The sequence below is a fragment of the Oceanibaculum pacificum genome, from assembly GCF_001618175.1.
GTDB classification, from domain to species: Bacteria; Pseudomonadota; Alphaproteobacteria; order Oceanibaculales; family Oceanibaculaceae; genus Oceanibaculum; species Oceanibaculum pacificum.
Genome location: NZ_LPXN01000100.1, coordinates 1 through 21,908 on the forward strand (window position 1 = coordinate 1; position 21,908 = coordinate 21,908).

Below are 21,908 nucleotides of genomic sequence, written 5' to 3' on the forward strand. Positions count from 1 at the left end.
CGCAGCGCCGTCTCGAAGCATAAGGCCGCCCTGCCCCAATGCGCCGGATGACGGGCGGCGGCGCAGTGTGCATAAATGCGCTGCAGCGGCGCGGGTGGCGCCGGTCAAGCGGATGCGGAGGAACGCGATGTTAAGGAAGTTTGTGGCGCCGGCGATCTTGGCGCTGGGCCTGTCTGTGGCGGCCGCCAGCGCGGCCGAGGCGCAGACCCGGGTGACGCTGAAATCGGCCAAGGCCGGCTCGTCCTACTACGTCATGATGGTGCAACTGGGCGAGCTGATGAAGAAACAGAGCGCCGGCAAGATTCTGCCCACGGTCGAGGAGAGCCAGGGTTCGGTGCAGAATGTGAAGGAGGCGGCGCGCCGCCCCGGCAACTTCCTGTTCACCACCCCGCCGAACCTGCTGGAGGACGCCCGCGCGGCCAAGAAGCCGTTCGAGGGCGAGACCGGCTACGACAAGATCCGCACCCTGTTCGTCATGCCTTTCGTAACCGTGCACCTGGCGGTGCAGAAGGATAGCGGCGTGACCGACGTGATGCAGCTTGCCGGCAAGAAATTCATCGCCGGCGGCAAGGGCACCTTCTGCGAGCGCCGCACCGCGCGCATCTTCGAGCTGCTGGGCCTGACCGGCAAGGTCGAGGTGATCGACGTGGAGCTGGACGCCGCCTCCAACGCCATGCGCAACGACAAGGTGGCCGGCTTCGCCACCTGCTCCTCCCACCCCACGCCGCAGCTGGTCGAACTGGCGACCACCACGCCGCTGACCATCCTGTCCTTCACCAAGGAGCAGCGCGACACGATCCTGGCGGCCGACGCGCTGTCCGGCCCGCTGACCATCGCGGCCGGCACCTACAAGGATCAGGACAAGCCGGTGGAGACGGTCGGTGTGCCGGTCGGCGCCTTCAGCACCACGGCGATGGATGACGAGACTGCCTATTTCATCACCAAGAGCTTCTGGGAACAGCGCGCCCAGATGGCCAAGGAGAATCCCTGGTGGGCCGGCGTCAGCCCGGAGATGGTGAACCAGCTCGCCACCAAGCTGCATCCCGGCGCGCTGAAATACTACAAGGAAGCCGGCATCGCGGTTGACGCCGGACTGATGTAAGCGCAAAAGCCTGCTGCCCCGGCCTGACGGCCGGGGCGTTGCTTTTTCGGCCCCTTACCAGCGAACACCGCCATGCGCCTCTCCCTGAGAGACGGGATCGTCCTGGGCTTCGCCGCCCTGTCCGTCTTCTTCCATCTCTATCTGATCTTCAGCGGCCTGCTGCCGAACCTGGTGACCCGGCCGCTGCATCTGCTGCTGGCGCTGCCCTGGATTTTCTTCATCGGCGCCGGCGGGTCGCGTTTGTCGCGCTATGCCGGCTACGCCACCGGCCTGATCGGCGGGGCCTGCGCGGCCTATATCGTGCTGAATCGCGAAGCGCTGATGGACCAGTATGGCGCGATCCAGGGCTGGCTGCAGCATGCCGTCGCCGCCATCCTCATCCTGCTGGCGCTGGAGATGGCGCGCCGCTCGATCAAGGCGGTGCTGCCCGGCATCGCCGTGCTGGTCATCGCCTATGGGCTGCTGGGCCAGCATATCCCCGGCAGCTTCGGCCATGCCGGCATCCCGCTGGATTATTTCCTGGGCACGCTGGTGATCGCCGAGGGCGGGCTGTGGAGCAGCCTTACCGGTATTTCGGTCGAGGTGATCGCCCCCTTCATCATCCTGGGCTGCTTCATCTCGGCGGGCGAGGCCGGCACCGGCTTCATGTCCTTCGCCACCCAGTTCGCCGGACGGATGCGCGCGGGCGCGGCCAAGGTGTCGATCATCGCCTCAGCGCTGTACGGCACGATTTCCGGCTCCGCCTCGGCCAATACCGCCTCGACCGGCACGGTCACCATCCCGGCGATGAAGCGGCTGGGCTATCCGCCCAGCTTTGCCGCGGCGGTGGAGGCGGTGGCCTCGACCGGCGGGCAGATCATGCCGCCGCTGATGGGCGCCGGCGTGTTCGTGATGGCCGAGCTGCTGCGCCGGCCCTACACGGAGCTGATGATACTCTCCACCCTGCCGGCCTTCCTGTTCTTCCTGGCGGCCTGGGCGGGCGTGCATCATTACGCCGTGCGGCATGATCTGGCGGCGATGCGGAGCGCGGACCTGCCGGGTTGGGGCGTGGTGGCGCGCACCGCCCCCTTCTTCCTGGCGCCCTTCACGCTGCTGGTCGTCATGCTGCTGTTCACCCGCTTCACGGCCCCCTACGCGGCGGCTATGGCGACGCTGCTGACGGTGATCCTGCTGCTGATCGATTCCGCCGGCCGGCCCTCGGTCACGCGCTGGTTCGCGCGGATGCAGGATGGGCTGGTCTCCTCGGCCCGGCAGATCGCCGGCATCGCGGCGATCCTGATCTGCGCCAGCCTGATCGTCGGCGTGTTCCACATGACCGGGCTGGGGGTGAAGATCACCTCCGTCATCCTGTCGCTGTCCGGCGGCTCGCTGTGGCCGGCGCTGCTGCTGACGGCGCTGGCCAGCCTGGTGCTGGGCATGGAGCTGCCGACCACGGCGGCCTACGTCATCTGCATCGCCGTCGCCGGGCCGGCACTGGTCGAGCTGGGCCTGCCGGAACTGTACGCCCACATGTTCGTGTTCTGGTATGCGCTGCTGTGCACGATCACGCCGCCGGTCTGCGGCAATGTCTTCATCGCCGCCGGCATCGCGGAAACGCCCTGGGGCCCGGTCGCCGCCAATTCGATGCGGCTGGGCGTCGGGCTGTTCCTGGTGCCGCTGGGCTTCATCGCCAACCCGTCGCTGCTGATGCTGATCGAAGCGCCGGCTCTGGCCCTGCTGGCGGCGGTCAAGGTCGGCCTGGGCGTCTGGCTGCTCAGCTTCGCCGCCATCGATCTCGGCCGCCAGCCGCTGCTCAGCATCGGCGCGCTGGCGGCCGGGATCGGGCTGCTGCTGTTCTTCGGGGTTTAATGCAGGCTGAAACTGTGTCCACTGCGCAATTCGCCCGGCGTGATCAGGCTGGTCGCGCCCACGGTGACGGAATGCAGCTTGCCGTCCAGGCTGCGCTGCCAGAAATCCAGGAACTTGCGCAGGATGGGGAAGTCCGGGGCAATGTCGAATTCCTGCCAGATATAGCTTTGCAGCAGGTCCGGGTGATCCGGCAGCCGATAGATGATCTCGGCGGTCGTCAGGCGATAGCCCTGAAGCTGCGGGGAAAGCATGCTCATGCGCGTCCAGCTCCTTTCATCGATCTGCGATTGCGCCTTGGCGATTTTTCCTTTAACTGTGCGTCCGCTTTTACCGCTTCGCAATAAAATAGTAATTTCAATAAGTTAGCAGCAAGCGCCAGAGAGTGCTGCCACGGATCGGCGATTTACCGATCAATTGTGCGAAATTTGCGCCAGCGGCTTCTTGACTCCGAAAACCCGCCCTCTTATGTGTCTGGCACTCGCGGGGGGTGAGTGCTAACAGGTACAGCCTGTCCTCAATGGCCTCCGCGCGAGGATAGTTATGGTCGCTGCGCATACGCGCACCCAAACAGGAGGATGGTTCACAATGAAGTTTCGGCCTCTGCACGATCGCGTGCTGGTCCGTCGGCTGGAGTCCGAGGAAAAGACCGCTGGCGGCATCATCATTCCGGATACGGCCAAGGAAAAGCCGATGGAAGGCGAAGTGATCGCCGTCGGCGCCGGTGCCAAGAACGAACAGGGCGTCGTCAGCCCGCTCGACGTGAAGCCGGGCGACCGCGTGCTGTTCGGCAAGTGGTCCGGCACGGAAGTGAAGGTTGACGGGGAAGACCTGTTGATCATGAAGGAAAGCGACATCATGGGCGTCATCGAAGGCGCCGCGAAGGGCAAGAAGGCGGCCTAAAGGCGCCTCTTCCCGAAAACCCAATGTCGCTTAACTCAACTTATTCAAGGAATACGTAAAATGGCTGCCAAGGAAGTCAAATTCGGTGGCGATGCGCGCGCAAAGATGCTGCGCGGCGTCGATATCCTCGCCGATGCCGTGAAGGTCACGCTGGGTCCGAAGGGCCGCAACGTGGTGATCGAGAAGTCGTTCGGCGCGCCGCGCATCACCAAGGACGGCGTCACCGTCGCCAAGGAGATCGAGCTGTCGGACAAGTTCGAGAACATGGGCGCCCAGATGGTGCGCGAAGTGGCCTCGAAGACCAACGACGTCGCCGGTGACGGCACCACCACCGCTACCGTGCTGGCCCAGGCCATCGTGCGCGAGGGCAACAAGTCGGTTGCCGCCGGCATGAACCCGATGGACCTGAAGCGCGGCATCGACCTCGCCGTCTCCACCGTCGTCGAGGATCTGAAGAAGCGCTCCAAGAAGATCGCCACCTCCGCCGAGGTCGCCCAGGTCGGCACCATCTCGGCCAATGGCGAGCGCGAGATCGGCGAGATGATCGCCAAGGCGATGGAGCGGGTCGGCAACGAGGGTGTCATCACCGTCGAAGAGGCGAAGAGCCTGGAGACCGAGCTGGAAGTCGTCGAGGGCATGCAGTTCGACCGCGGCTACATCTCGCCCTACTTCGTCACCAATGCCGAGAAGATGAATGCGGAGCTGGAAAGCCCTTACATCCTGCTGCACGAGAAGAAGCTGTCCAGCCTGCAGCCGATGCTGCCGGTGCTGGAAGCCGTCGTGCAGTCCGGCAAGCCGCTGCTGATCATCGCCGAGGACGTCGAGGGCGAGGCCCTGGCCACCCTGGTGGTGAACAAGCTGCGCGGCGGCCTGAAGGTCGCGGCCGTGAAGGCGCCGGGCTTCGGCGATCGCCGCAAGGCCATGCTGGAGGATATCGCCATCCTGACCGGCGGCCAGGTCATCTCCGAAGACATCGGCATCAAGCTTGAGACCGTGACCGTCGATATGCTCGGCAAGGCCAAGCGCGTGCTGATCACCAAGGAAGAGACCACCATCGTCGATGGTTCGGGCAAGAAGAAGGACATCGAGGGCCGCGTCGCGCAGATCCGCGCGCAGGTCGAAGAGACCTCTTCGGATTACGACCGCGAGAAGCTGCAGGAGCGTCTGGCGAAGCTGGCTGGCGGCGTTGCCGTCATCCGCGTCGGCGGCTCCACCGAGATCGAGGTGAAGGAGCGCAAGGATCGCGTCGACGACGCGATGCATGCCACCCGCGCCGCGGTCGAGGAAGGCGTCGTTCCGGGCGGCGGTGTTGCCCTGCTGCACGCCCTGAAGGCGCTGGACAAGGTGAAGCCGGAGAATGACGATCAGCGCGTCGGCGTTGAGATCATCCGCCGCGCGATCCAGGCCCCGGCCAAGCAGATCGCCCAGAATGCGGGCATGGATGGCGGCGTCGTCGTCGGCAAGCTGCTGGAGTCCAAGGACGCCAACTGGGGCTTCGATGCCCAGAGCGGCGAGTACAAGGACCTGGTGAAGGCCGGCATCATCGACCCGACCAAGGTCGTGCGCACCGCCCTGCAGGATGCGGCTTCGGTCGCCTCGCTGCTGATCACCACCGAGGCGATGGTCGCCGACAAGCCGGAGAAGAAGTCCGCCGGCGGCGCCCCCGACATGGGTGGCATGGGCGGTATGGGCGGCATGGGCGGCATGGACTTCTAAGTCCCCGCTTTCCGCCAAGACGAGACAAGGGCCCCGGCAGCGTCGCTGCCGGGGTCTTTTCTTTGCCCGGCTTCGAGCCCGCCATTGACTCTTTATGCCCGGCGAAAGCGCATACTGTTCAGCGACCGGCGTTTCGTGGTTTAGTAAGCGCGGACATAATTCGTAGCAATAGGGGCTGACCGACCAGAACAGACGTCCGCAGACGGACTCAACACCAGGTATGCAGCGCCAATTAAAAAATGGCGCCGGCGGATCGGGACAACCCGACCGGACAGGCGCCGAATGGAATCGTAGGGAGGGCGCCATAATGAAGATGAGGAAAGGCGCGTCGCCAACAGGCGCGCCGGAAGAATCGCCAGGCTTCTTGCTCTGGCAGTTGGCCAATGCGTGGCAGCGCCGCATGCGCCAGGTGCTGGCGCCGCTCGGCCTGACCTATGTGCAGGCCATGCTGCTGTCCGCGCTGATCAAGCTGGAGGAGCAGTATCGCAAGACTGCCTCGCCGATCACCCAGGGCGATCTCGCGCGGTTCTGCCGGGCCGACGCCACCATGACATCGCAGGTGCTGCGCACCCTGGAATCAAAGGGGCTGCTGGAACGCAGCCGGGGCGTCGATGCGCGTGCCCGGCTGCCGAACCTCACCCCCGCCGGCCGATCGCTGGCCTTGCAGGCGATGCCGCTGACCCAGACCGTTGACGAGGAGTTCTTCGGCGGCGACCCGGCCGATCCGCATGGCCGCAACGATGACGGGCTGGTGGTCGATTTGCGCGAGCTGTGGGGCCGGCAAGCCGACCAGCCGTTCGATGCCTGAAGGGCGGTCCATGATGGGGCTGCCCCCTCCCCTTCGCGACGTCCTCTGACGAGGGCTCCAGCGGCGACGGGGAGGCCGGGCTCAGCCGGCTTTCGCGGCTTTCAGGAAGGCCTTTATCAGCGCCGTGGATTTCCGGCCCGGCGCTTCCTCGACACCGGAGGAAACATCGACGCCGGGCGCGCCGCTGATGCGGATCGCCTCGGCGACGTTCTCTGGCCTCAGGCCGCCGGCCAGCAGCCACGGCTTTTTCCACTCCGTACCGGCCAGCAACTGCCAGTCGAAGCTGAGCGCGTTGCCGCCAGGCAGCGCGTCCTTCTTCTCCTTTGGCGGCTTGGCGTCGAACATCAGCCGGTCCGCCCCATCCTCATAGGCATGCGCGGCGGCGATATCCGCCGGCCCGGCGACGGGCAGCACCTTCATTACCGGCACGCCGTAGCGCTGGCGGATTTCCGTCACCCGCGCCGGCGTCTCGACGCCGTGCAATTGCAGCAGCGCCGGGTGCACCTCCTCGACGATCTCGCCCAGCAGATCGTCCGTGGCGTCGACGGTCAGCGCCACGATCTTCACCGATGCCGGCACGGCCTTCGCCAGGAGCGCGGCCTGCTGCGGCGTCACATGGCGCGGCGAGCGGGGATAGAACACGAAGCCGATATAATCGGCGCCGCCCTCGATGGCGGCGGCCACCGCCTCAGGGGTCGACAGGCCGCAGATCTTTACCTCTGTCGCCCCGGCCATCAGGCCCCCGCAATCTCGGCGGCGATGCGGGCAACCGCGCCTGCCGGGTCGGGCGCGCCGGTGATCGGCCGGCCGATGACGAGATAATCCGCGCCGGCGCGGATCGCGTCGGCCGGGGTCATGATGCGCTTCTGGTCGCCGGTCTCGCTCCAGGCCGGGCGGATGCCGGGCACGATCAGCTTGAAGTCCGGGCCGCAGGCGGCGCGCACGGCGGCGATCTCGCGGGCCGAGCAGACAATGCCGTCCAGCCCGCAATCCTGCGTCAGCCGGGCCAGCCGCACCACCTGGTCTGCCGCCGGGCCCTGCTGGCCGACAGCGTCCAGGTCGGTATCGTCCAGGCTGGTCAGCACGGTCACGGCGATCACCAGCGGCTTGCGCACCGCGTCCTTATGCGCGGCCGAGGCGGCGGCGTCGCGCGCGGCGATCATCATCGCCTTGCCGCCGCTGGCATGCACATTCAGCATGAAGGGCCGGCAGCTGCTGGTCGCGGCGCGTACCGCGCCGGCCACCGTGTTCGGGATGTCGTGATATTTCAGGTCCAGGAAGATCGGGTGCCCGGCCTCGGCGACCCGGCGCACGCCGGCGGGACCATGCGCATTCACGAATTCCAGGCCCAGCTTGATGCCGCCCAGGCTCGGCCCCAGCCGGCCGGCCAGGTCGGCGGCATGGGCGAGGTCGGTCGTGTCGATCGCGCAGAAGACGCGGGAGAGAGCGGCGTTCGTATCGGTCATGACCGGCTATATAGCCTGTGCGCGTTCGAACGCCAATTGCGCAGCGGCCAAATCCTCCAGCGCGGTGCCGACGGATTTGAACAGGGTGATCTCCTCGGCGCTCTCGCGCCCTTTCGAGATGCCTCGGCTGAGATCGTACAGATCGCCCTGGATGGCGTCGGACGTCAGCGCGCCGGCCTTCACCGCCAGCACGATGTCGCCGGCCTCCTTCAGGGCGCCCTCGCGGGTATCGACGAAGACGCGGGCGCGGCGCGCGGCCTCGTCGTCGCTCTCGCGCATTTCCGGCGTGAAGGCGCCGACCAGATCGAGATGCGCGCCCGGCTTCAGCCACGCGCCCAGCACCAGCGGCTGCTTCGACAAGGTGCCGCAGGAGATGATGTCGGCCTGGCGCGCCGCCGTTTCGATGTCGCGCGCGGCGGTCACGGCGAGGCCAGTTTCGGCCGCCATCCGCTCCGCCAGCGCCTCGGCCTTGGCCGCGTTGCGGCCCCAGATCGCGATGTCGCGGATCGATGGCCGCACGGCGCAATGCGCGCGGATCAGCTGCGGGGCCAGCGCGCCGGTGCCGACCATCAGCAGGCGTTCGGCATCCGGCCGCGCGAGATAGCTGGCGGCGAGCGCCGAGGCGGCCGCGGTGCGGCGCGCGGTCAGCGTCTGGCCGTCGATCATCGCCAGCACCTGCCCGGTATCGCCCGACAGCAGCAGATACTGCCCCATGATCGCCGGCAGCCCCTGCTGCCCGTTCGACGGAAAGACGGTGACCATCTTGATGCCGATATAGCCGCCGGGCGTCCAGGCTGGCATCAGCAACAGCGTGGCCTCCGCCTTGCCCGGCACCTCGACGCCATGATGATGGCGTAGCGGCACGGTGCAGCCTTCGCGGAACAGGGCGCGCAGGGCGTCCACAAGGGCGGGGTAGTCGAGGACGGCCCCGACCTTGGCGGCATCGATGATCTGCATGGCGGCTAGGGCGTCGGCGTGGGCTGGAGCGGAACCGCGGAAGGCGTCGGCGCGGTCGCGGGAAGAGCGCCGGGCACGCCGGCCGGATCGACGGCCAGCCGCCGGTCGCGGCGCAGATCCTCCAGCGCGCGTTCGGCGCTGTCGGCGCGTTTGGTCGCGGCGCGGGTCTGGCTATGGGCGCGCAGCACCTCCAGCCACAGGAACATCGCGCCCAGCAGGAAGCCCAGGAACAGGAAGCCCAGCACCACCAGGAAAAGCGGCAGGCTGATGCTGTAGGGCAGCGGCCAGAGGGTAAGGTCGACCGTCTCGCGGTTGGAGACGGCGAACAGGATGACCAGCAGGGCCACCGGCACGGTGACGAGGGCGGTCAGAATCTTCGCGACACGGGATCGTTTTGCCATGGCCGCACTCCACACCGACCGGTGCGGCCCGTCAAGTCTGGAGAGGTGGGTGAGGGCGGACCAATTACGGCCCCGCCCCATGCTCAATCCGCGTTCAGGCGTTCGCGGAGCTGCTTGCCGGTCTTGAAGAAGGGGATGTGCTTGGAATCGACCTTCACCGCATCGCCGGTGCGCGGGTTGCGGCCCACACGGGCGTCGCGCTTCTTCACCGAAAACGCGCCGAAACCGCGCAGCTCAACCCGGTCGCCCCGGGCCAGCGCATTGGTGATCTCGTCGAAGATGGTGGAGACGATACGCTCCACATCGCGCTGATAAAGGTGCGGATTAAGCTCGGCCAATCGCGCGATCAGCTCCGATTTCGTCATCGCGGCGCCCCCATTCTCGTCGTGCCCCTGCGCCGGTACGCCCGATCGGCGTTTCCGGCCCTACCCCCACCCAGCCTGTTATTTCGGCCGGTTTCCGCCGGAAAATACCCGACATCTTAGTGAAAATTGCCAGAATATTCCCGAGGGGTCAAGTAAACCATTCGGATCAAAGGGATTTTCCAGGATGTCCACAGGCCGGACAAGTTGAGGGCCAAAAGAAAATGCCCGGACCGCAAGGGTCCGGGCATTCCCGTAGCTTATAAGATCGCCGGGGCGAGCTTACTTCTTGTCGTCCGCATCGCCGCCACGGGCGAGAGCCGGGCCGAGGATGTCGCCCAGGCTGGCGCCGGAATCGGACGAGCCGAATTCCGCCATCACCTGCTTGTCCTCGTCGATCTCGCGCGCCTTGATCGACAGCGTCATGCGCCGGCTCTTGGCGTCGACGTTGGTGATCTTGGCGTCGACCTTCTCGCCGACGGCGAAACGGTCGGGGCGCTGCTCGGAACGGTCGCGCGACAGGTCGGCGCGGCGGATGAAGCCGATGGCCCCATTCACCTCGACCTCGACGCCGTTATCCTCGATCTTGGTCACGGTGCCGGTGACGACGGAGCCCTTGCGGACACCCCCGCCGCTGCTGGCGCTGCCGCTACCGCTGCTGGCCGGGGCCGTCGCCTTGGCAAAGGTGTCCTCGGTGAGCTGCTTGATGCCCAGCGAGATACGCTCCTTGTCCACGTCGACTTCCAGGACCTTCGCCTTGACGATGTCGCCCTTCTTGTAGTCCTTGACGGCTTCTTCGCCGGGGCGCTGCCAGTCGAGGTCGGAGAAGTGCACCATGCCGTCGATGTCGCCGGGCAGGCCGATGAACACGCCGAATTCGGTGATGTTCTTGACCTCCCCTTCCACGACCGTCTCCGGCGGGAACTTGGCGGCGAACTCGTCCCACGGATTGGCCAGGGTCTGCTTCAGACCCAGCGAGATGCGGCGCTTCACCGGATCGACGTCCAGGACCATCACTTCCACTTCCTGCGAGGTGGAGACGATCTTGCCCGGATGGACGTTCTTCTTGGTCCAGCTCATCTCGGAGACGTGCACCAGGCCCTCGATCCCCGGCTCCAGCTCCACAAAGGCGCCGTAGTCGGTGATGTTGGTGACGCGGCCGGTGAACTTGGTGCCGACCGGATACTTGGCGTCCACGCCTTCCCACGGATCGGCCTCAAGCTGCTTCATGCCGAGGCTGATGCGCTGGGTTTCCGGGTTGAAGCGGATGACCTGGACCTTGACGGTCTGGCCGATCTGCAGGGCCTCGGACGGGTGGTTGATGCGACGCCACGCAATGTCGGTGACGTGCAGCAGGCCGTCGACGCCGCCCAGATCCACGAAGGCGCCGTAATCGGTGATGTTCTTCACCACGCCGTTCAGCACCTGGCCTTCCTTCAGCGAGGCGACCAGCTCCGAACGGGCTTCCGCGCGGCTCTCTTCCAACACGGCGCGGCGCGACACCACGATGTTGCCGCGACGACGATCCATCTTCAGGATCTGGAAGGGCTGCGGGGTGCCCATCAGCGGGCCGATGTCGCGCACCGGGCGGATATCGACCTGGGAGCCGGGCAGGAACGCCACGGCGCCGTTCAGATCGACCGTGAAGCCGCCCTTGACGCGCCCGAAGATGATGCCGGTAACCTTCTGGGTCGCCTCGAAGGACTTCTCCAGCTGGATCCAGGCTTCCTCGCGGCGGGCCTTCTCGCGGCTCAGCATCGCCTCGCCGTTCTTGTCTTCCATCCGTTCGAGATAGACTTCGACGGTATCGCCGGCCTTGATCTCGGACTTCTGGCCGGGGGCGGCGAATTCCTTAAGGGCGACGCGGCCCTCGGACTTCAACCCGACATCGATGAGCGCGAAATCGCCATCGACCGAAATCACCGTGCCTTTGACAACGGTGCCTTCGAGGCCGTCGCTGGAACCGAGAGACTCGTCCAGCAATGCGGCAAAGCTTTCCTTCTCGGGCGAAACGCCCGCTGCGGTCTGTATGGCCATGTAAACAGTATCTCCTCTCTGCGCTCCGCCGACGACGCCCCCGGATGGGTTTGGGATTTCCGGGGCCGTTGATAAAGCCGGCGAGCGGCCGCCCTGCCTCGCTTCAGCAGGCCCAGGGCGGGTGTCCGATTCTTGCGGCGGCGGCCAGGCCGTCGCTCAGCGGACGCGGTGCTGCCGGGAGATTTTTTCCAGGACCGGGGCCATCGCCTTCTGAAAGGCGGCCTCGACGTCGATCGCCGAGGTGTCGATGACGACAGCGTCTGAGGCTATCGTCATCGGCGCGACCGACCGTGACCGGTCACGCTGATCCCGTTCCTGCATCTCCCGCAGAACGCGCGCATATATAGAAGGAGTCCCGCGCCCAAGCAACTCCTTATGCCGCCGTTCGGCGCGCACCTCCACGCTGGCGGTGATGAACAGCTTCACATCGGCCTCCGGGAAGATCACCGTGCCGATGTCGCGGCCGTCCAGCACCGCGCCTTTCTTGCCGCCCGGCGGGGTGTGGCCGAAGCGGCGCTGGAACTCCAGCATGGCGGCCCGCACACCCGGTATGGCGGCGACCTTGGAGGCGGCGCTGGAGGCTTCCTCGCTGCGCAGCCTGGGGTCGTTCATTAGCGCCGGGTCGAAGGCCTGGGCGGCGCGGATCGCGGCCTCGGCATCGTCCAGGCTGTCGCCGCGATCCAGCACCGCCACGCCGACGCCGCGATACAGCAGGCCGGTATCCAGATAGGCGAAGTCCAGCGCTGACGCGATCCGCCGGGCCAGCGTGCCCTTGCCGGAAGCAGCGGGGCCGTCGACGGCGACGATCATGCCGCCGCCAGCGCGATCTGCGCGCCCAGCCCGTTCATCATCGCCACGAAACCGGGGAAGCTGGTGGCGATGGGCTCGGCATCGTCGATATGGATCGGCTGCTCGCTCACCATGCCCAGCACGGCGAAGGCCATCGCGATGCGGTGGTCGAGGCCGCTGGCGATGGTCGCGCCGCCCACCGGCGGCTTGGCCTGGCCGTGGACGATCAGCGTCTCCGGCCCTTCCTCGACGATGGCGCCGCAGGCCGCCAGGCCGCGCGCCACAGCGCCCAGCCGGTCGCTTTCCTTCACCCGCAGTTCGGCCAGCCCCTCCATCACCGTGTCGCCCTCGGCGCAGGCGGCGGCCATGGCGAGGATGGGATATTCGTCGATCATGCTGGGCGCGCGCGCGGCCGGCACGGTGACGCCGCGCAGCGGCTTGCCGCCGCGCACGACGAGGTCGACCACCGGCTCGCCGGCTTCCTCGCGGCGGTTTTCCAGCGCGATATCGGCCCCCATCTCCAGCAGCGTCTCGAACAGGCCGAAGCGCAGCGGGTTGGCGCCGACATTGCGGATCGTCACTTCCGAGCCCGGCACCAGCAGCGCGGCCACGGCCGGAAAGGCGGCGGAGGAAGGATCGCCCGGCACCCGCACGGTGGCGGCGATCAGCTCCGGCTGGCCGACCAGGGTGACGGCGCGGCTGCCATCCGCGCGGTCCTCGACGCGCACGGTGGCGCCGAAATGGCGCAGCATGCGCTCCGAATGGTCGCGCGTCGGCTGCGGCTCGACCACGGTGGTCTCCCCCGGCGCGGTCAACGCCGCCAGCAGGATCGCCGACTTCACCTGGGCGGAGGCGACCGGCAGCACATAGTCGATCGGCATCGGCGTGGAGGAGCCGGTCACCGCCAGCGGCAGGCGGCCGCCCTCGCGGGTGACGAAGCGCGCGCCCATCTCGGCCAGCGGCCGGGTCACGCGGGCCATCGGGCGGCGGCGCAGGGAAGCGTCGCCGGTGAAGAAGCTGGTAATCGGATGGCCGGCCGCCAGTCCCATCAGCAGCCGGGCGCCGGTGCCGGAATTGCCCATATCCAGCACCTCCGCCGGCTCGGCCAGTCCGCCGACGCCCACGCCGTTCACATGCCACACGCCGTCATCGTCGCGCCGGACGGACGCGCCATAGGCCTGCATCGCCTTACCGGTATTCAGCACGTCCTCGCCTTCCAGCAGGCCGTGGATCGCGGTCTCCCCGATGGCGAGGCCGCCCAGCATCAAGGCGCGGTGCGAGATCGACTTGTCGCCGGGCGCGGTCACGGCGCCCTTGAGCGCGGTGGCGCGGCGAGAGGTGAGCGGCTGCAAGGGGAACCTCCTGAAAGGGGCTTGGCGGGCGAATAAGGATGCGGTTTCGTCTACCATATTGCCGGCCCGTCGCCCAACCTCCATCGCGACGATATGCCTTGGCGCTTGCAGTGCGGGGCCAAGTGCCGCATCACTTTGGCTTTGACTTGGCCGGGGTATCATGGCAAGTCGCACCAAATTCCAAGCTCACTATACCGGAGGGGCTACGTGGTCAAACCCGAGTGGGGCGTCAAGCGCAGCTGCCTGAGCTGCGGCGCTAAATTCTACGACCTGAAGCGCGATCCGATCATCTGCCCGAAATGCGGCACGGTGTTCGATTTCGAGGCGGCGCTGAAGAGCCGCAAGGTCCGCACCACCGCGCCGGAGCCAAAGGCGGCGGCCGTGAAGAAGGCCAAGCCGAAGCCGGCGCCGGCGGACGAGTTGGAGGATAACGAACTCGAGGATATCGAGGACGCCGAGGACGTCGATGACGCCGAGGACGATGTCCTGCCGGACGACGACGATGCCGACGACAGCCTCGCCGATGTCGTGGTCGGCGGCGGCAAGCGCGGCGCGTCCGAGGATGAGGACGAGGACGAGGATGTCGATCTGGTCGTCGATGACGACGACGAGGATCCGTTGCTCGACGACGATCTCGACGACGAGGAAGACACCGACCTCGTGGAAGAGGATGACGAGGATCGCGACCGCTGATTCGCCTGTCGTCGGGCAGGTCGAAAAAATCTGCTCGACGCTCTTGCGTTGTCGGTTCGAAGGGCTTAAACACATGCGCCTGCGCTGACCGGCCCCATCCGGTCGGCGCCATTTCGGGGCCATAGCTCAGCTGGGAGAGCGCTACAATGGCATTGTAGAGGTCAGCGGTTCGATCCCGCTTGGCTCCACCAATTCGAAAAGGCCGGAGAGAAATCTCCGGCCTTTTTCTTTATTCTCAGCGCGGCTCCGTCCAGCTTTCCGAGAAAGCCAGTGCGCAGGTGCTGAAGGGCCTGCCGTCGCGCTCGCGCGGCCAGGCGCTGCCCAGGGCGAAAGCGCCATTCACCGACAGCTGCGCCCGCCCCGATGGGATCAGGATGGTCGACAGGCCGTAGCGCCGGCCCGGCACCTCGTTCGGCTGGGTGTGGATCAGCAGCGGATCGCCGATCTCGTACCAGGTGAGGATGATGTCCTCATCGTCGGTCTCCACCCGCTCGGTCAGGAAATAGCGCGGATCGCCGGCCTGGGTGAAATCGGCGTCGATCACCGGGATCGTGGTGTCGGCGGTCTCGGCGTTCAGCATGCCCTGCACGGTGGTCTGCAACCAGCGGGCCATGGCGATATTGTCGGAATAGATGCGCCAGCGATTCTCCGTCAGCTCGCTTTTCAGATACAGGACATGGCCGGGGCCGGCCGGGCTGAAGACGATGCGCCAGAAGCTGGCGTCGGTGGAATTCGGATCGCCATCCTTCAGGCTCAGCCGGATGAACGGATTCTCGCCCGTCAGGACGACGCGGTTCGGATCGGTCGCGCTCATTGATGTTCTCTCCCTTTGCGATGTCGCGCCCAGACTTTAGCGGTTGGCGAGGCACCCGGATAGGGTTGACCGGCGGCGGACGGGAGCGTGTAGTGAAGCGATGCGCCGATCCCTGGCCGCCCTGCTGATCTGCCTCGCCGCGCTGGCCGCGACCGCCGCGCGGGCCGAGGAATTGCCGCGTTCGACGCTGGTGTTCGGGGCCGATGACCGGCGCATGGCGGGTGACCTGCCGGCGGCCATCGGGCGGCTGAACGTCGCCGGCTTCGCCAAGCGCACGCAATGCAGCGGCACGCTGATCGCCCCCGACATCGTGGCGACGGCGGCGCATTGCGTGCTCGACCGGGCGACCGGCAAGCCGGTGGCCGCGGCGCGGCTGCATTTCCTGGCCGGGCTGGGGCCGGACGGGCACGAGGCGCATGGCCAGGGACGCTGCATCCGACTGCCGGACGACAAGGCCGATGTCGCGCTGGTCCGCCTGGCGCGCGCCTTGCCGATCAAGCCGATCGCATTGCTGCACACGCCGCTGGCCGCCGGCGACGCGGTCACCCATGCCGGCTATGCGCTCGACCGGCCCTATGCGGTCTCCGCCCATCGCGACTGCCATGTGCTGCGCCCGCAAGGCGGCATGCTGCTGACCGATTGCGACACCAATCACGGCCAATCCGGCGGCCCCCTGCTGGCCCGGCGCGACGGAACGGATTTTCTGGCCGGCATCATGGTGGGGGTCGCACCCGGCAAATACAGCGCCGCCGTGTCCGTGCCGGCCTGGAAAGCAATGCTGGAAACGCCGGTTTGCCCGCGTTGAGCGGTGTTGCGGTATTATGTTCTGCCCCAATCTTTCCCGGCAATTCCTCCACCCTGCCCCGAACGAGCCCCAATCCAGCCCCAATTCACCGGCCTTATGACGGGGTGAGCCGGCGTTATCGCTAAATGCTGGCGCATGGACGAAGGAACAACGGAGGGCGCATCAAGCGCCCTGAAGGCCGGGCGGGCAAAAATGCACGCCCCTGAAGGAGGGTTAGATGATGACCTATACGACGAACAAGGCGACGGCCATCGATCTGCGGAAGGATTTCACGGCCGGCTTGGGCCGCAAGCTGATGATCGGCGCGGCGGCGGCCATGCTGCTGGTCTCGGCCACCGGCTGCTCGAACATGAACAAGCAGGAACAGCGCACCCTGTCCGGCGGCGCGCTGGGCGCTGCGGCCGGCGGCGCCATCGGCCTGCTGACCGGCAGCTGGGTGACCGGCGCGGTCATCGGCGGCGCGGGCGGCGCTGCGGCCGGTGCGCTGACCAGCGACAAGCAGGTCAAGCTGGATTGATCCGCCGGTTACCACTTGCGGAACAATATGACCCTTGCCGCCGTTTCACCTTCCCCTTGCCTCACAGGGTGGAACGGCCGGGGTCTTCGGGTCACAATGCGGGTCGGCCAAGCGCCGGCCCGTCTTGCGTGTAGGGCGCGCTATTGGGGGATGCATCATGATTTACGTCGCTGATCGATTTCGTCGCGGCCGCTCAGCCTTGCTGGCCGGGCTGCTCGCCGCCGCCTGCATGGCGCCGCTGGGTGCGCCCGCCAACGCCCAGACCGACCTGCCGGCACGCCAGGACGTGTTCCTGGCCGGCTATATCTCCGCCGTGCTGGAGCGCGATTTCGCGCTGCCGGCCGACGCCGTTATCGTGCGGGATGGGGTGGTCTATCTGCGCGAGGAAGCGATCGGCGGCAAATCCTCGGCCGAGATCACCCGCGCGATCCAGAAGCTGAAGGGCGTGAAGAATGTCGCGGTGCTGCCGGCCGGCGGCACCCCAGGCACTGGCCCGACCGCCGCCGCGGCGCAGCCGATTATGGCCGATCCACAGCAGCGCCCCGCCGCCGAGGGCGTGCCGGTTGCGACGGCGCCCGCCGCGGCGCAGGAGACGGTGATCCTGCCGCCCGGCAAGCCGCTGTTCAACGCGCTGCTGGCGGACCCGCGCTGGGCGCATTTCTCCGCCTCCTATCAATATTACATGGACGATCAGGATGTGGAGCATGCCGGCTCGACCAGCTTTGGCGAGACCTTCAGCCTGCTGCGCGGCCCGGCCCCTTACGGCGGCAGCTGGGAGCTGGGCTTCCAGGCCGGCGTGTTCGCCGTGTTCGACCTGAATTCCGAATCGAAGGATCTGATCAATGCCGATTACTGGGTCGGCATTCCCATCACCTACCGGCGGGACGCCTTTTCGGCAATGGCGCGGGTCTATCACCAGAGCTCGCATCTGGGCGACGAATTCATCCTGCGCGAGAACATCACCACCGGCGACCGGGTGAACCTGTCCTACGAGGCGGTCGACCTGCTGCTATCCTACGAATTCACCGAGGAATTCCGGCTCTATGGCGGCGGTGGCTTCATGTTCCATACCGAACCGTCCGACCTGGCGCCCTGGTCCACCCAGGTGGGCTTCGAGGTGACGCCGGACATGACCCTGTTCGACGGGTTGGCGAAGCCGATCTTCGCCGCCGACCTGCAGCATCGCGAGGAAAACGACTGGTCGACCGACATGTCGCTGCGCGGTGGCGTGGAATTCACCAACCCGGTCTTCGGCGGACGGCGCATCATGCTGCTGCTGGAATATTACAGCGGCCGCAATCCGAACGGTCAGTTCTATGACCGCCGGCTGGAATATGTCGGCCTCGGCGCACACATTTTCTACTGACCGGGTTATTTAGCCAGGAGGTTGGCGGGAATTTCCCGCCCCTTCTCGCGATAATACCGCACCGCCCCCGGATGCAGCGGCGCGGGCAGCCGGGTCAGCGCGGTATCGAGCGAGATTTCCCGCGTCGCCGCGTGGATGTTGTTCAGAAAGGCGGTGTTCTCGAAGATCGCCTTGGTGATCTCGTAGACGTCCGCCTCCGGCACATCGGCATGCACCGCCAGGAAATTCGGCTGGGCGATGGTCTTCCATTCCCGGCTCTGCCCCGGGTAAGTGCCCACGGGGATGGTGTGCGGCCAATATAGCCCGGCACCGCCATCCGCCCGCTGCGCCTGTTCGGGCGTGAATTCCAGACCGCGCACCTTGTCGCGCATCTGGGCAAAGGCGCGGATCACCACCGAGACCGGTGCGCCGGCGGCCGGATTGACGCCGACCACCTCGCCCTTCTGCAACGCATCCACGCTGGGGCCGTAGCCCTGATAGACCAGATCCATCGCATCCGGGTCGATGCCGAGATTGCGCAGGATGAAGCGGCTGGAATATTCGGTGCCGCTGTCGCGCGCGCCGATGGCGAATTTCTTGCCTGCCAGCCCGGCCATGTCCGCCATGGTGCCGGTCTTCGCCTCGTCGGCCGCCAGCAGGAAATGCTCGACATTCGCCCAAAGCATCAGGATCGAGCGGATATAGGGTTGCGGGCCGTCCGCCTTCAGCGGGCCGCTGCCCTGCATGGCGTACATGCCGAACAACCCTTGCAGGATGGCGAATTCCGCCTTCTTGTCGCGCATCAGCTGGATATTCTCGGCCGAGCCGGCGGTGCTGATGGCGGACATGCCGATCTGCTTTGTCGGCTCCAGCTTCACGCGCATCAGCGTCGCCAGCGCCACGCCGACGGGATAGTAGGTGCCGCCCGCCGTCGCCGTGCTCAGCGTGTAGGACTGGCTAGCCGCCGCCGGAAAGGCCGCGCCGCCCAGCAGGATGGCAGTCGCCACGGCGGCCGGGGCCGCCATCAGGACCAGCCGCGCAAGACGCCGCAAGAATTGCGCTCCGATGTTCATGTCGTTCCTCCGCCCCGGCTTCCGGGAATTAACCTTATTTATGGTTTTTTATGTGTATTTGATTCTTTTATTCGCGCCTCTGGTTCGATATATAATCGCAGGTCAGCCGGATGCGAGTGGTGGAATGGCGAAACGTCGACGCGAACAGCTTGTCATGGTGCAGCAGCTTCTACACGCCGTCGAGGTGGAAGCGAAGACCATGCTCGCGCGGTGCGCCGAGATGAAGGCCGGGATCGCGCACTGCTCCTTCACCCGCTATCGCCGTTTCTTCGACACGGTGAAGTCCTTCCTGGTGCTCAGCGGCTTCGCCAGCAGCAAGATCGAGCTGGCGGGCATCGAGCCGCGTGAATGCGCGCTGCTGGTCGAGCATATCGGCGGGCTGGAGCGCCGGGTGAGCCTGGCGGCGATGGACGTGGCGCAGGGCTTCTATGCGGGGATGCTGCGCCGGGGCACGCTGTATCTGGGCGGCAATGAGCGCTGCGGCGAGGATCGGGCGCTGCTGCGCGACATGCTGGGCGATTTTCTGGAGGGCGGGGCTGCGGGCAATCCGCGGCTTCAGCGCGACATGCAATCGCTGGACGCGATGCTGGAAGAGGTGGCGCGCCGAACGCCCCCGCTGCGCGACCTTCAGGCGGCGGCTTGAGCTAAACAAAGAAACGGGCGGTCCGGAGACCGGACCGCCCGCCTTCCCAAATTCCAGGCCCGCTTAGGCGAGGGCGAAGAAGTCGGCCGTCACGTCGGCGGCGGCGATACCGGCCAGCGTGATGGTGTTGTCGGCGCCGAGATCGATGACGGCGTCGCCATCGTCATTATCGGCGGCCGAAGCCACCAGATCGGCAATGGTGACATCGGCGGTCAGCAGGATAACGTCCTCGCCGGCCACGAAGTCGGTGATGGTGTCGGCGCCGTTCATCGCGTCGATGACAAAGCTGTCGGCCCCGTCGCCGCCGGTCAGCGTATCGCCGCCCATGCCGCCATAGATCACGTCGTCGCCATCGCCACCGACGATGGAGTCGAAGCCCTTGCCGCCGCGCAGCACGTCATCGCCTTGGCCGCCGATCACGGTGTCCGCGCCGCGGTTGCCCTGCAACTCATTGCCGTCGCCGGTATTGTCGGCGATATCGAGACGGTCGAAGCCATCCATGCCCTCGATGGTGTCCGCGCCGGCGCCACCGAAGATGGTGTCGTCGCCGGTGCCGCCGGTGATGACGTCGCTGCCGGCGCCGCCATTGACCAGCTGGCCGCTGGCGTCGGTGACGGTGAAGGTCACGCCGCCGTCGGCAAGCTCGGTCGGGGCCTTGATCTCGACATAGATGGTGTTGGCGCTATCCTCGAAGGCAACCGCCAGCATCGGGTTGCCGGTCGCGCTGTCCTCGGCAGAGATGAAGGCCAGGCCTTCCGGGGCGTCGGTGCCGGGCACGCGCAGCATGTCGACGAAGCTGGGGCTCTCCGGATCGGTGATGTCCCACACCATGATGGCGTCGGTCCGCTCCAGCGCCAGGAACAGCATGGTGGAATTGCCGACCTGGCCCAGGGTCAGGCCTTCCGGCTCCGGGCCCTTGCTGTCGCTGCGATCCTCGACCCACAGCTCGGGGAAGCGCTCGGCGATGATCTGCTCGATCTGGTCGCCGCTGTCGAATACGATGTTGCCCTCGGTGTCGCGGATGGTGAAGGAACGGCCGCCCAGCACGTAGATTTCGTCGAAATCGCCGTCGCCGTCGGTGTCGCCCAGGGTGTTGGTGGCGTTCAGCCGGCCGATGCCCTCGTCGGTCTGCAGCTCGGCCGCGTTCGGGAAGGCGGTCGGGTCAAGCTCCAGATCCTCGATCCGGGTCTCTTCGATGAAGTCGCCCCATTCGCGGGCGTCGCCCTCGTTGGCCATGACCAGATAGGTCTCACCCGACACGTCATAGGCGGCGATGGCGTCCGGCAGGTACATGCCGAACACCGGCACGTTCACGATGTTGATGCCATCCTCGTCGCTGGCGTCGATGCCGTTGCCTTCAAGCGAGTGATCCTTGAAGCCCAGCGGCAGGATGTCGATGATCTCGTTGCTCTCCAGGTCGACGACGGCGATCGCGTTGTTCTCCTGCATCGTCGCATAGGCACGCGTCCCATCCGGGGAGACGGCGATATATTCCGGCTCCAGATCCTGCAGGAAGCTGGCATCCTGGCCGTAGATGCGCAGGCCGCCCTCTTCCAGCGCGGCCTGCTGGTCCTCGAAGCCCTCGAAGCCGGCGATCACGACCGCGCCGGTGGCGACGGTGACGATGGCGATGGAGCCGACCGGATCGACCGAGTAATCGTCGGCGGGCTCGCCCTCATTGGCGATCAGCACGCGGCTGCCGTCCGGCGTAAAGGTCACCATGTCCGGGTTCGCGCCAACGGTGGCGGCGCGCAGGAAATTGCCGTCCGTGTCGTAGAAGCGCACGGTGCCCGGGTCGGTCTTGTCCGCGCCGGCCACGGCGACGGCCAGAATGCCGTTCTTGACCGCCACGCTGGTGGCGTCGCCGAAATCGGAGGTGTCGATGCCGAACAGGATTTCGCCGGTTTCCGGATCCATCACGTCGATACCGTTGCCGCCGACGGAATAGAGCCGGCCGGACTCGGTATCGATGGCGACGATCTCGGCAGTACCGGCGGTGGCGCCGCTATTGTCCGTCGTCCACAGGGTGGTGAAGCCAAGCTGATTGCCGTAGCTAGCCATCTTGATTCTCTCTTTTTGGGGGTGGGGCTATACGCGGAAAATCGGCGGATGCCGAACCGTCGCCCCATGTGTAAGGCAGGCGCGTTGCAGGATTTTTGCCGTTCGGCGTCGGTTTCATGACGATGAAAGAAGCGCCGCCCCTGCAAGGCCGCGATGCCCGAATACCGGCAATGCAAAAGAGGTATTCGCCAGGGGTTGCCGAAGTCGTGTCGGTTCTAT

22 protein-coding genes and 1 tRNA gene are annotated in these 21,908 nt (G+C 66.4%); 11 read left to right on the forward strand and 12 right to left on the reverse strand.

The genetic code is table 11. The annotated features are described in order from the left end of the window. The first annotated feature begins 127 nt into the window (after positions 1-127). Both AUP43_RS08255 and AUP43_RS08260 read left to right on the forward strand, forming a co-directional pair. Positions 128-1,102, forward strand: a complete 975-nt coding sequence (locus tag AUP43_RS08255) for a TAXI family TRAP transporter solute-binding subunit (protein ID WP_067555023.1) — start codon at positions 128-130, stop codon at positions 1,100-1,102. Between the two features lie 72 nt (positions 1,103-1,174). Then, entirely contained in the window at positions 1,175-2,950 is a 1,776-nt protein-coding gene (locus AUP43_RS08260) for a TRAP transporter permease (protein WP_067555026.1), read from the forward strand. On the opposite strand, the gene AUP43_RS08265 is transcribed toward AUP43_RS08260, so the two are convergent. Then, positions 2,947-3,207: an usg protein gene (locus AUP43_RS08265; protein ID WP_067555029.1), complete on the reverse strand. Its 261-nt coding sequence runs from the start codon at positions 3,205-3,207 to the stop codon at positions 2,947-2,949. The genes AUP43_RS08260 and AUP43_RS08265 overlap by 4 nt on opposite strands. A gap of 328 nt (positions 3,208-3,535) precedes the next feature. Between AUP43_RS08265 and groES the strand changes: the two genes are divergently transcribed. The 3 genes from groES (at position 3,536) to AUP43_RS08280 (ending at position 6,374) form a co-directional block, all read left to right on the forward strand. Further along, positions 3,536-3,850 (forward strand): co-chaperone GroES, encoded by a 315-nt coding sequence (groES, locus tag AUP43_RS08270; RefSeq protein ID WP_067555032.1) that lies wholly within the window; start codon positions 3,536-3,538, stop codon positions 3,848-3,850. 60 nt (positions 3,851-3,910) lie between these two features. Then, positions 3,911-5,566, forward strand: a complete 1,656-nt coding sequence (gene groL / locus AUP43_RS08275; protein ID WP_067555034.1) for a chaperonin GroEL — start codon at positions 3,911-3,913, stop codon at positions 5,564-5,566. 307 nt (positions 5,567-5,873) lie between these two features. Beyond that, positions 5,874-6,374, forward strand: a complete 501-nt coding sequence (locus tag AUP43_RS08280; RefSeq protein WP_198154854.1) for a MarR family winged helix-turn-helix transcriptional regulator — start codon at positions 5,874-5,876, stop codon at positions 6,372-6,374. A gap of 81 nt (positions 6,375-6,455) precedes the next feature. On the opposite strand, the gene AUP43_RS08285 is transcribed toward AUP43_RS08280, so the two are convergent. The 8 genes from AUP43_RS08285 to aroA all read right to left on the reverse strand — a co-directional run bounded on the left by AUP43_RS08285 (position 6,456) and on the right by aroA (position 13,795). Next, positions 6,456-7,109 carry a phosphoribosylanthranilate isomerase gene (locus AUP43_RS08285; protein ID WP_067555040.1) on the reverse strand — a complete coding sequence of 218 codons (654 nt, stop codon included), beginning with the start codon at positions 7,107-7,109 and terminating at the stop codon, positions 6,456-6,458. Then, positions 7,109-7,840 carry an orotidine-5'-phosphate decarboxylase gene (gene pyrF, locus AUP43_RS08290; protein ID WP_067555043.1) on the reverse strand — a complete coding sequence of 244 codons (732 nt, stop codon included), beginning with the start codon at positions 7,838-7,840 and terminating at the stop codon, positions 7,109-7,111. Before pyrF ends, AUP43_RS08285 begins: the two co-directional genes overlap by 1 nt. Before the next feature lie 6 nt (positions 7,841-7,846). Then, positions 7,847-8,797, reverse strand: coding sequence for a bifunctional Delta(1)-pyrroline-2-carboxylate/Delta(1)-piperideine-2-carboxylate reductase (lhpI, locus tag AUP43_RS08295; RefSeq protein WP_067555046.1), 951 nt, complete (start codon positions 8,795-8,797; stop codon positions 7,847-7,849). A 5-nt stretch (positions 8,798-8,802) separates the two neighbouring features. Next, complete coding sequence (locus AUP43_RS08300; protein WP_067555049.1) at positions 8,803-9,198, reverse strand: lipopolysaccharide assembly protein LapA domain-containing protein; 396 nt, start codon at positions 9,196-9,198, stop codon at positions 8,803-8,805. 83 nt (positions 9,199-9,281) lie between these two features. Next, positions 9,282-9,563 (reverse strand): integration host factor subunit beta, encoded by a 282-nt coding sequence (gene ihfB, locus AUP43_RS08305; protein ID WP_067555052.1) that lies wholly within the window; start codon positions 9,561-9,563, stop codon positions 9,282-9,284. A 279-nt stretch (positions 9,564-9,842) separates the two neighbouring features. Next, positions 9,843-11,597 carry a 30S ribosomal protein S1 gene (gene rpsA / locus AUP43_RS08310; RefSeq protein WP_067555055.1) on the reverse strand — a complete coding sequence of 585 codons (1,755 nt, stop codon included), beginning with the start codon at positions 11,595-11,597 and terminating at the stop codon, positions 9,843-9,845. A 156-nt stretch (positions 11,598-11,753) separates the two neighbouring features. Then, the gene (gene cmk, locus AUP43_RS08315) at positions 11,754-12,407 is read right to left on the reverse strand and encodes a (d)CMP kinase (RefSeq protein WP_067555057.1); all 654 of its coding nucleotides are present in this window, start codon (positions 12,405-12,407) and stop codon (positions 11,754-11,756) included. Continuing rightward, positions 12,404-13,795, reverse strand: a complete 1,392-nt coding sequence (aroA, locus tag AUP43_RS08320) for a 3-phosphoshikimate 1-carboxyvinyltransferase (protein WP_067555060.1) — start codon at positions 13,793-13,795, stop codon at positions 12,404-12,406. The genes cmk and aroA overlap by 4 nt, the downstream gene beginning before the upstream one ends. Positions 13,796-13,945: 150 nt before the next feature. Here aroA and AUP43_RS08325 point away from each other — a divergent pair, with 150 nt between their 5' ends. Together AUP43_RS08325 and AUP43_RS08330 are read left to right on the forward strand one after the other, a co-directional pair. Beyond that, a complete protein-coding gene (locus AUP43_RS08325) occupies positions 13,946-14,431 on the forward strand; it encodes a TIGR02300 family protein (RefSeq protein ID WP_067555063.1) in 486 nt (161 codons plus the stop codon). 115 nt (positions 14,432-14,546) lie between these two features. Then, a tRNA-Ala gene (locus AUP43_RS08330) sits at positions 14,547-14,622 on the forward strand. A gap of 44 nt (positions 14,623-14,666) precedes the next feature. Here the strand turns inward: AUP43_RS08330 and AUP43_RS08335 are convergent. Next, a complete protein-coding gene (locus AUP43_RS08335) occupies positions 14,667-15,245 on the reverse strand; it encodes a hypothetical protein (protein ID WP_067555066.1) in 579 nt (192 codons plus the stop codon). 100 nt (positions 15,246-15,345) lie between these two features. Between AUP43_RS08335 and AUP43_RS08340 the strand changes: the two genes are divergently transcribed. The 3 genes from AUP43_RS08340 (at position 15,346) to AUP43_RS08350 (ending at position 17,933) form a co-directional block, all read left to right on the forward strand. Further along, positions 15,346-16,050, forward strand: a complete 705-nt coding sequence (locus AUP43_RS08340) for a trypsin-like serine peptidase (protein WP_067555069.1) — start codon at positions 15,346-15,348, stop codon at positions 16,048-16,050. 217 nt (positions 16,051-16,267) lie between these two features. Further along, a complete protein-coding gene (locus AUP43_RS08345; protein ID WP_322096406.1) occupies positions 16,268-16,567 on the forward strand; it encodes a glycine zipper domain-containing protein in 300 nt (99 codons plus the stop codon). 157 nt (positions 16,568-16,724) lie between these two features. Further along, a complete protein-coding gene (locus AUP43_RS08350; protein ID WP_084462656.1) occupies positions 16,725-17,933 on the forward strand; it encodes a DUF1207 domain-containing protein in 1,209 nt (402 codons plus the stop codon). 5 nt (positions 17,934-17,938) lie between these two features. Here AUP43_RS08350 and AUP43_RS08355 read toward each other — a convergent pair whose 3' ends face one another. Further along, positions 17,939-18,985 (reverse strand): TAXI family TRAP transporter solute-binding subunit, encoded by a 1,047-nt coding sequence (locus tag AUP43_RS08355; RefSeq protein ID WP_232314934.1) that lies wholly within the window; start codon positions 18,983-18,985, stop codon positions 17,939-17,941. A gap of 124 nt (positions 18,986-19,109) precedes the next feature. Between AUP43_RS08355 and AUP43_RS08360 the strand changes: the two genes are divergently transcribed. Further along, the gene (locus tag AUP43_RS08360) at positions 19,110-19,628 is read left to right on the forward strand and encodes a hypothetical protein (protein ID WP_157089278.1); all 519 of its coding nucleotides are present in this window, start codon (positions 19,110-19,112) and stop codon (positions 19,626-19,628) included. 63 nt (positions 19,629-19,691) lie between these two features. On the opposite strand, the gene AUP43_RS08365 is transcribed toward AUP43_RS08360, so the two are convergent. Beyond that, positions 19,692-21,689, reverse strand: coding sequence for a choice-of-anchor I family protein (locus AUP43_RS08365; RefSeq protein ID WP_067555077.1), 1,998 nt, complete (start codon positions 21,687-21,689; stop codon positions 19,692-19,694). Positions 21,690-21,908: the final 219 nt, after the last annotated feature.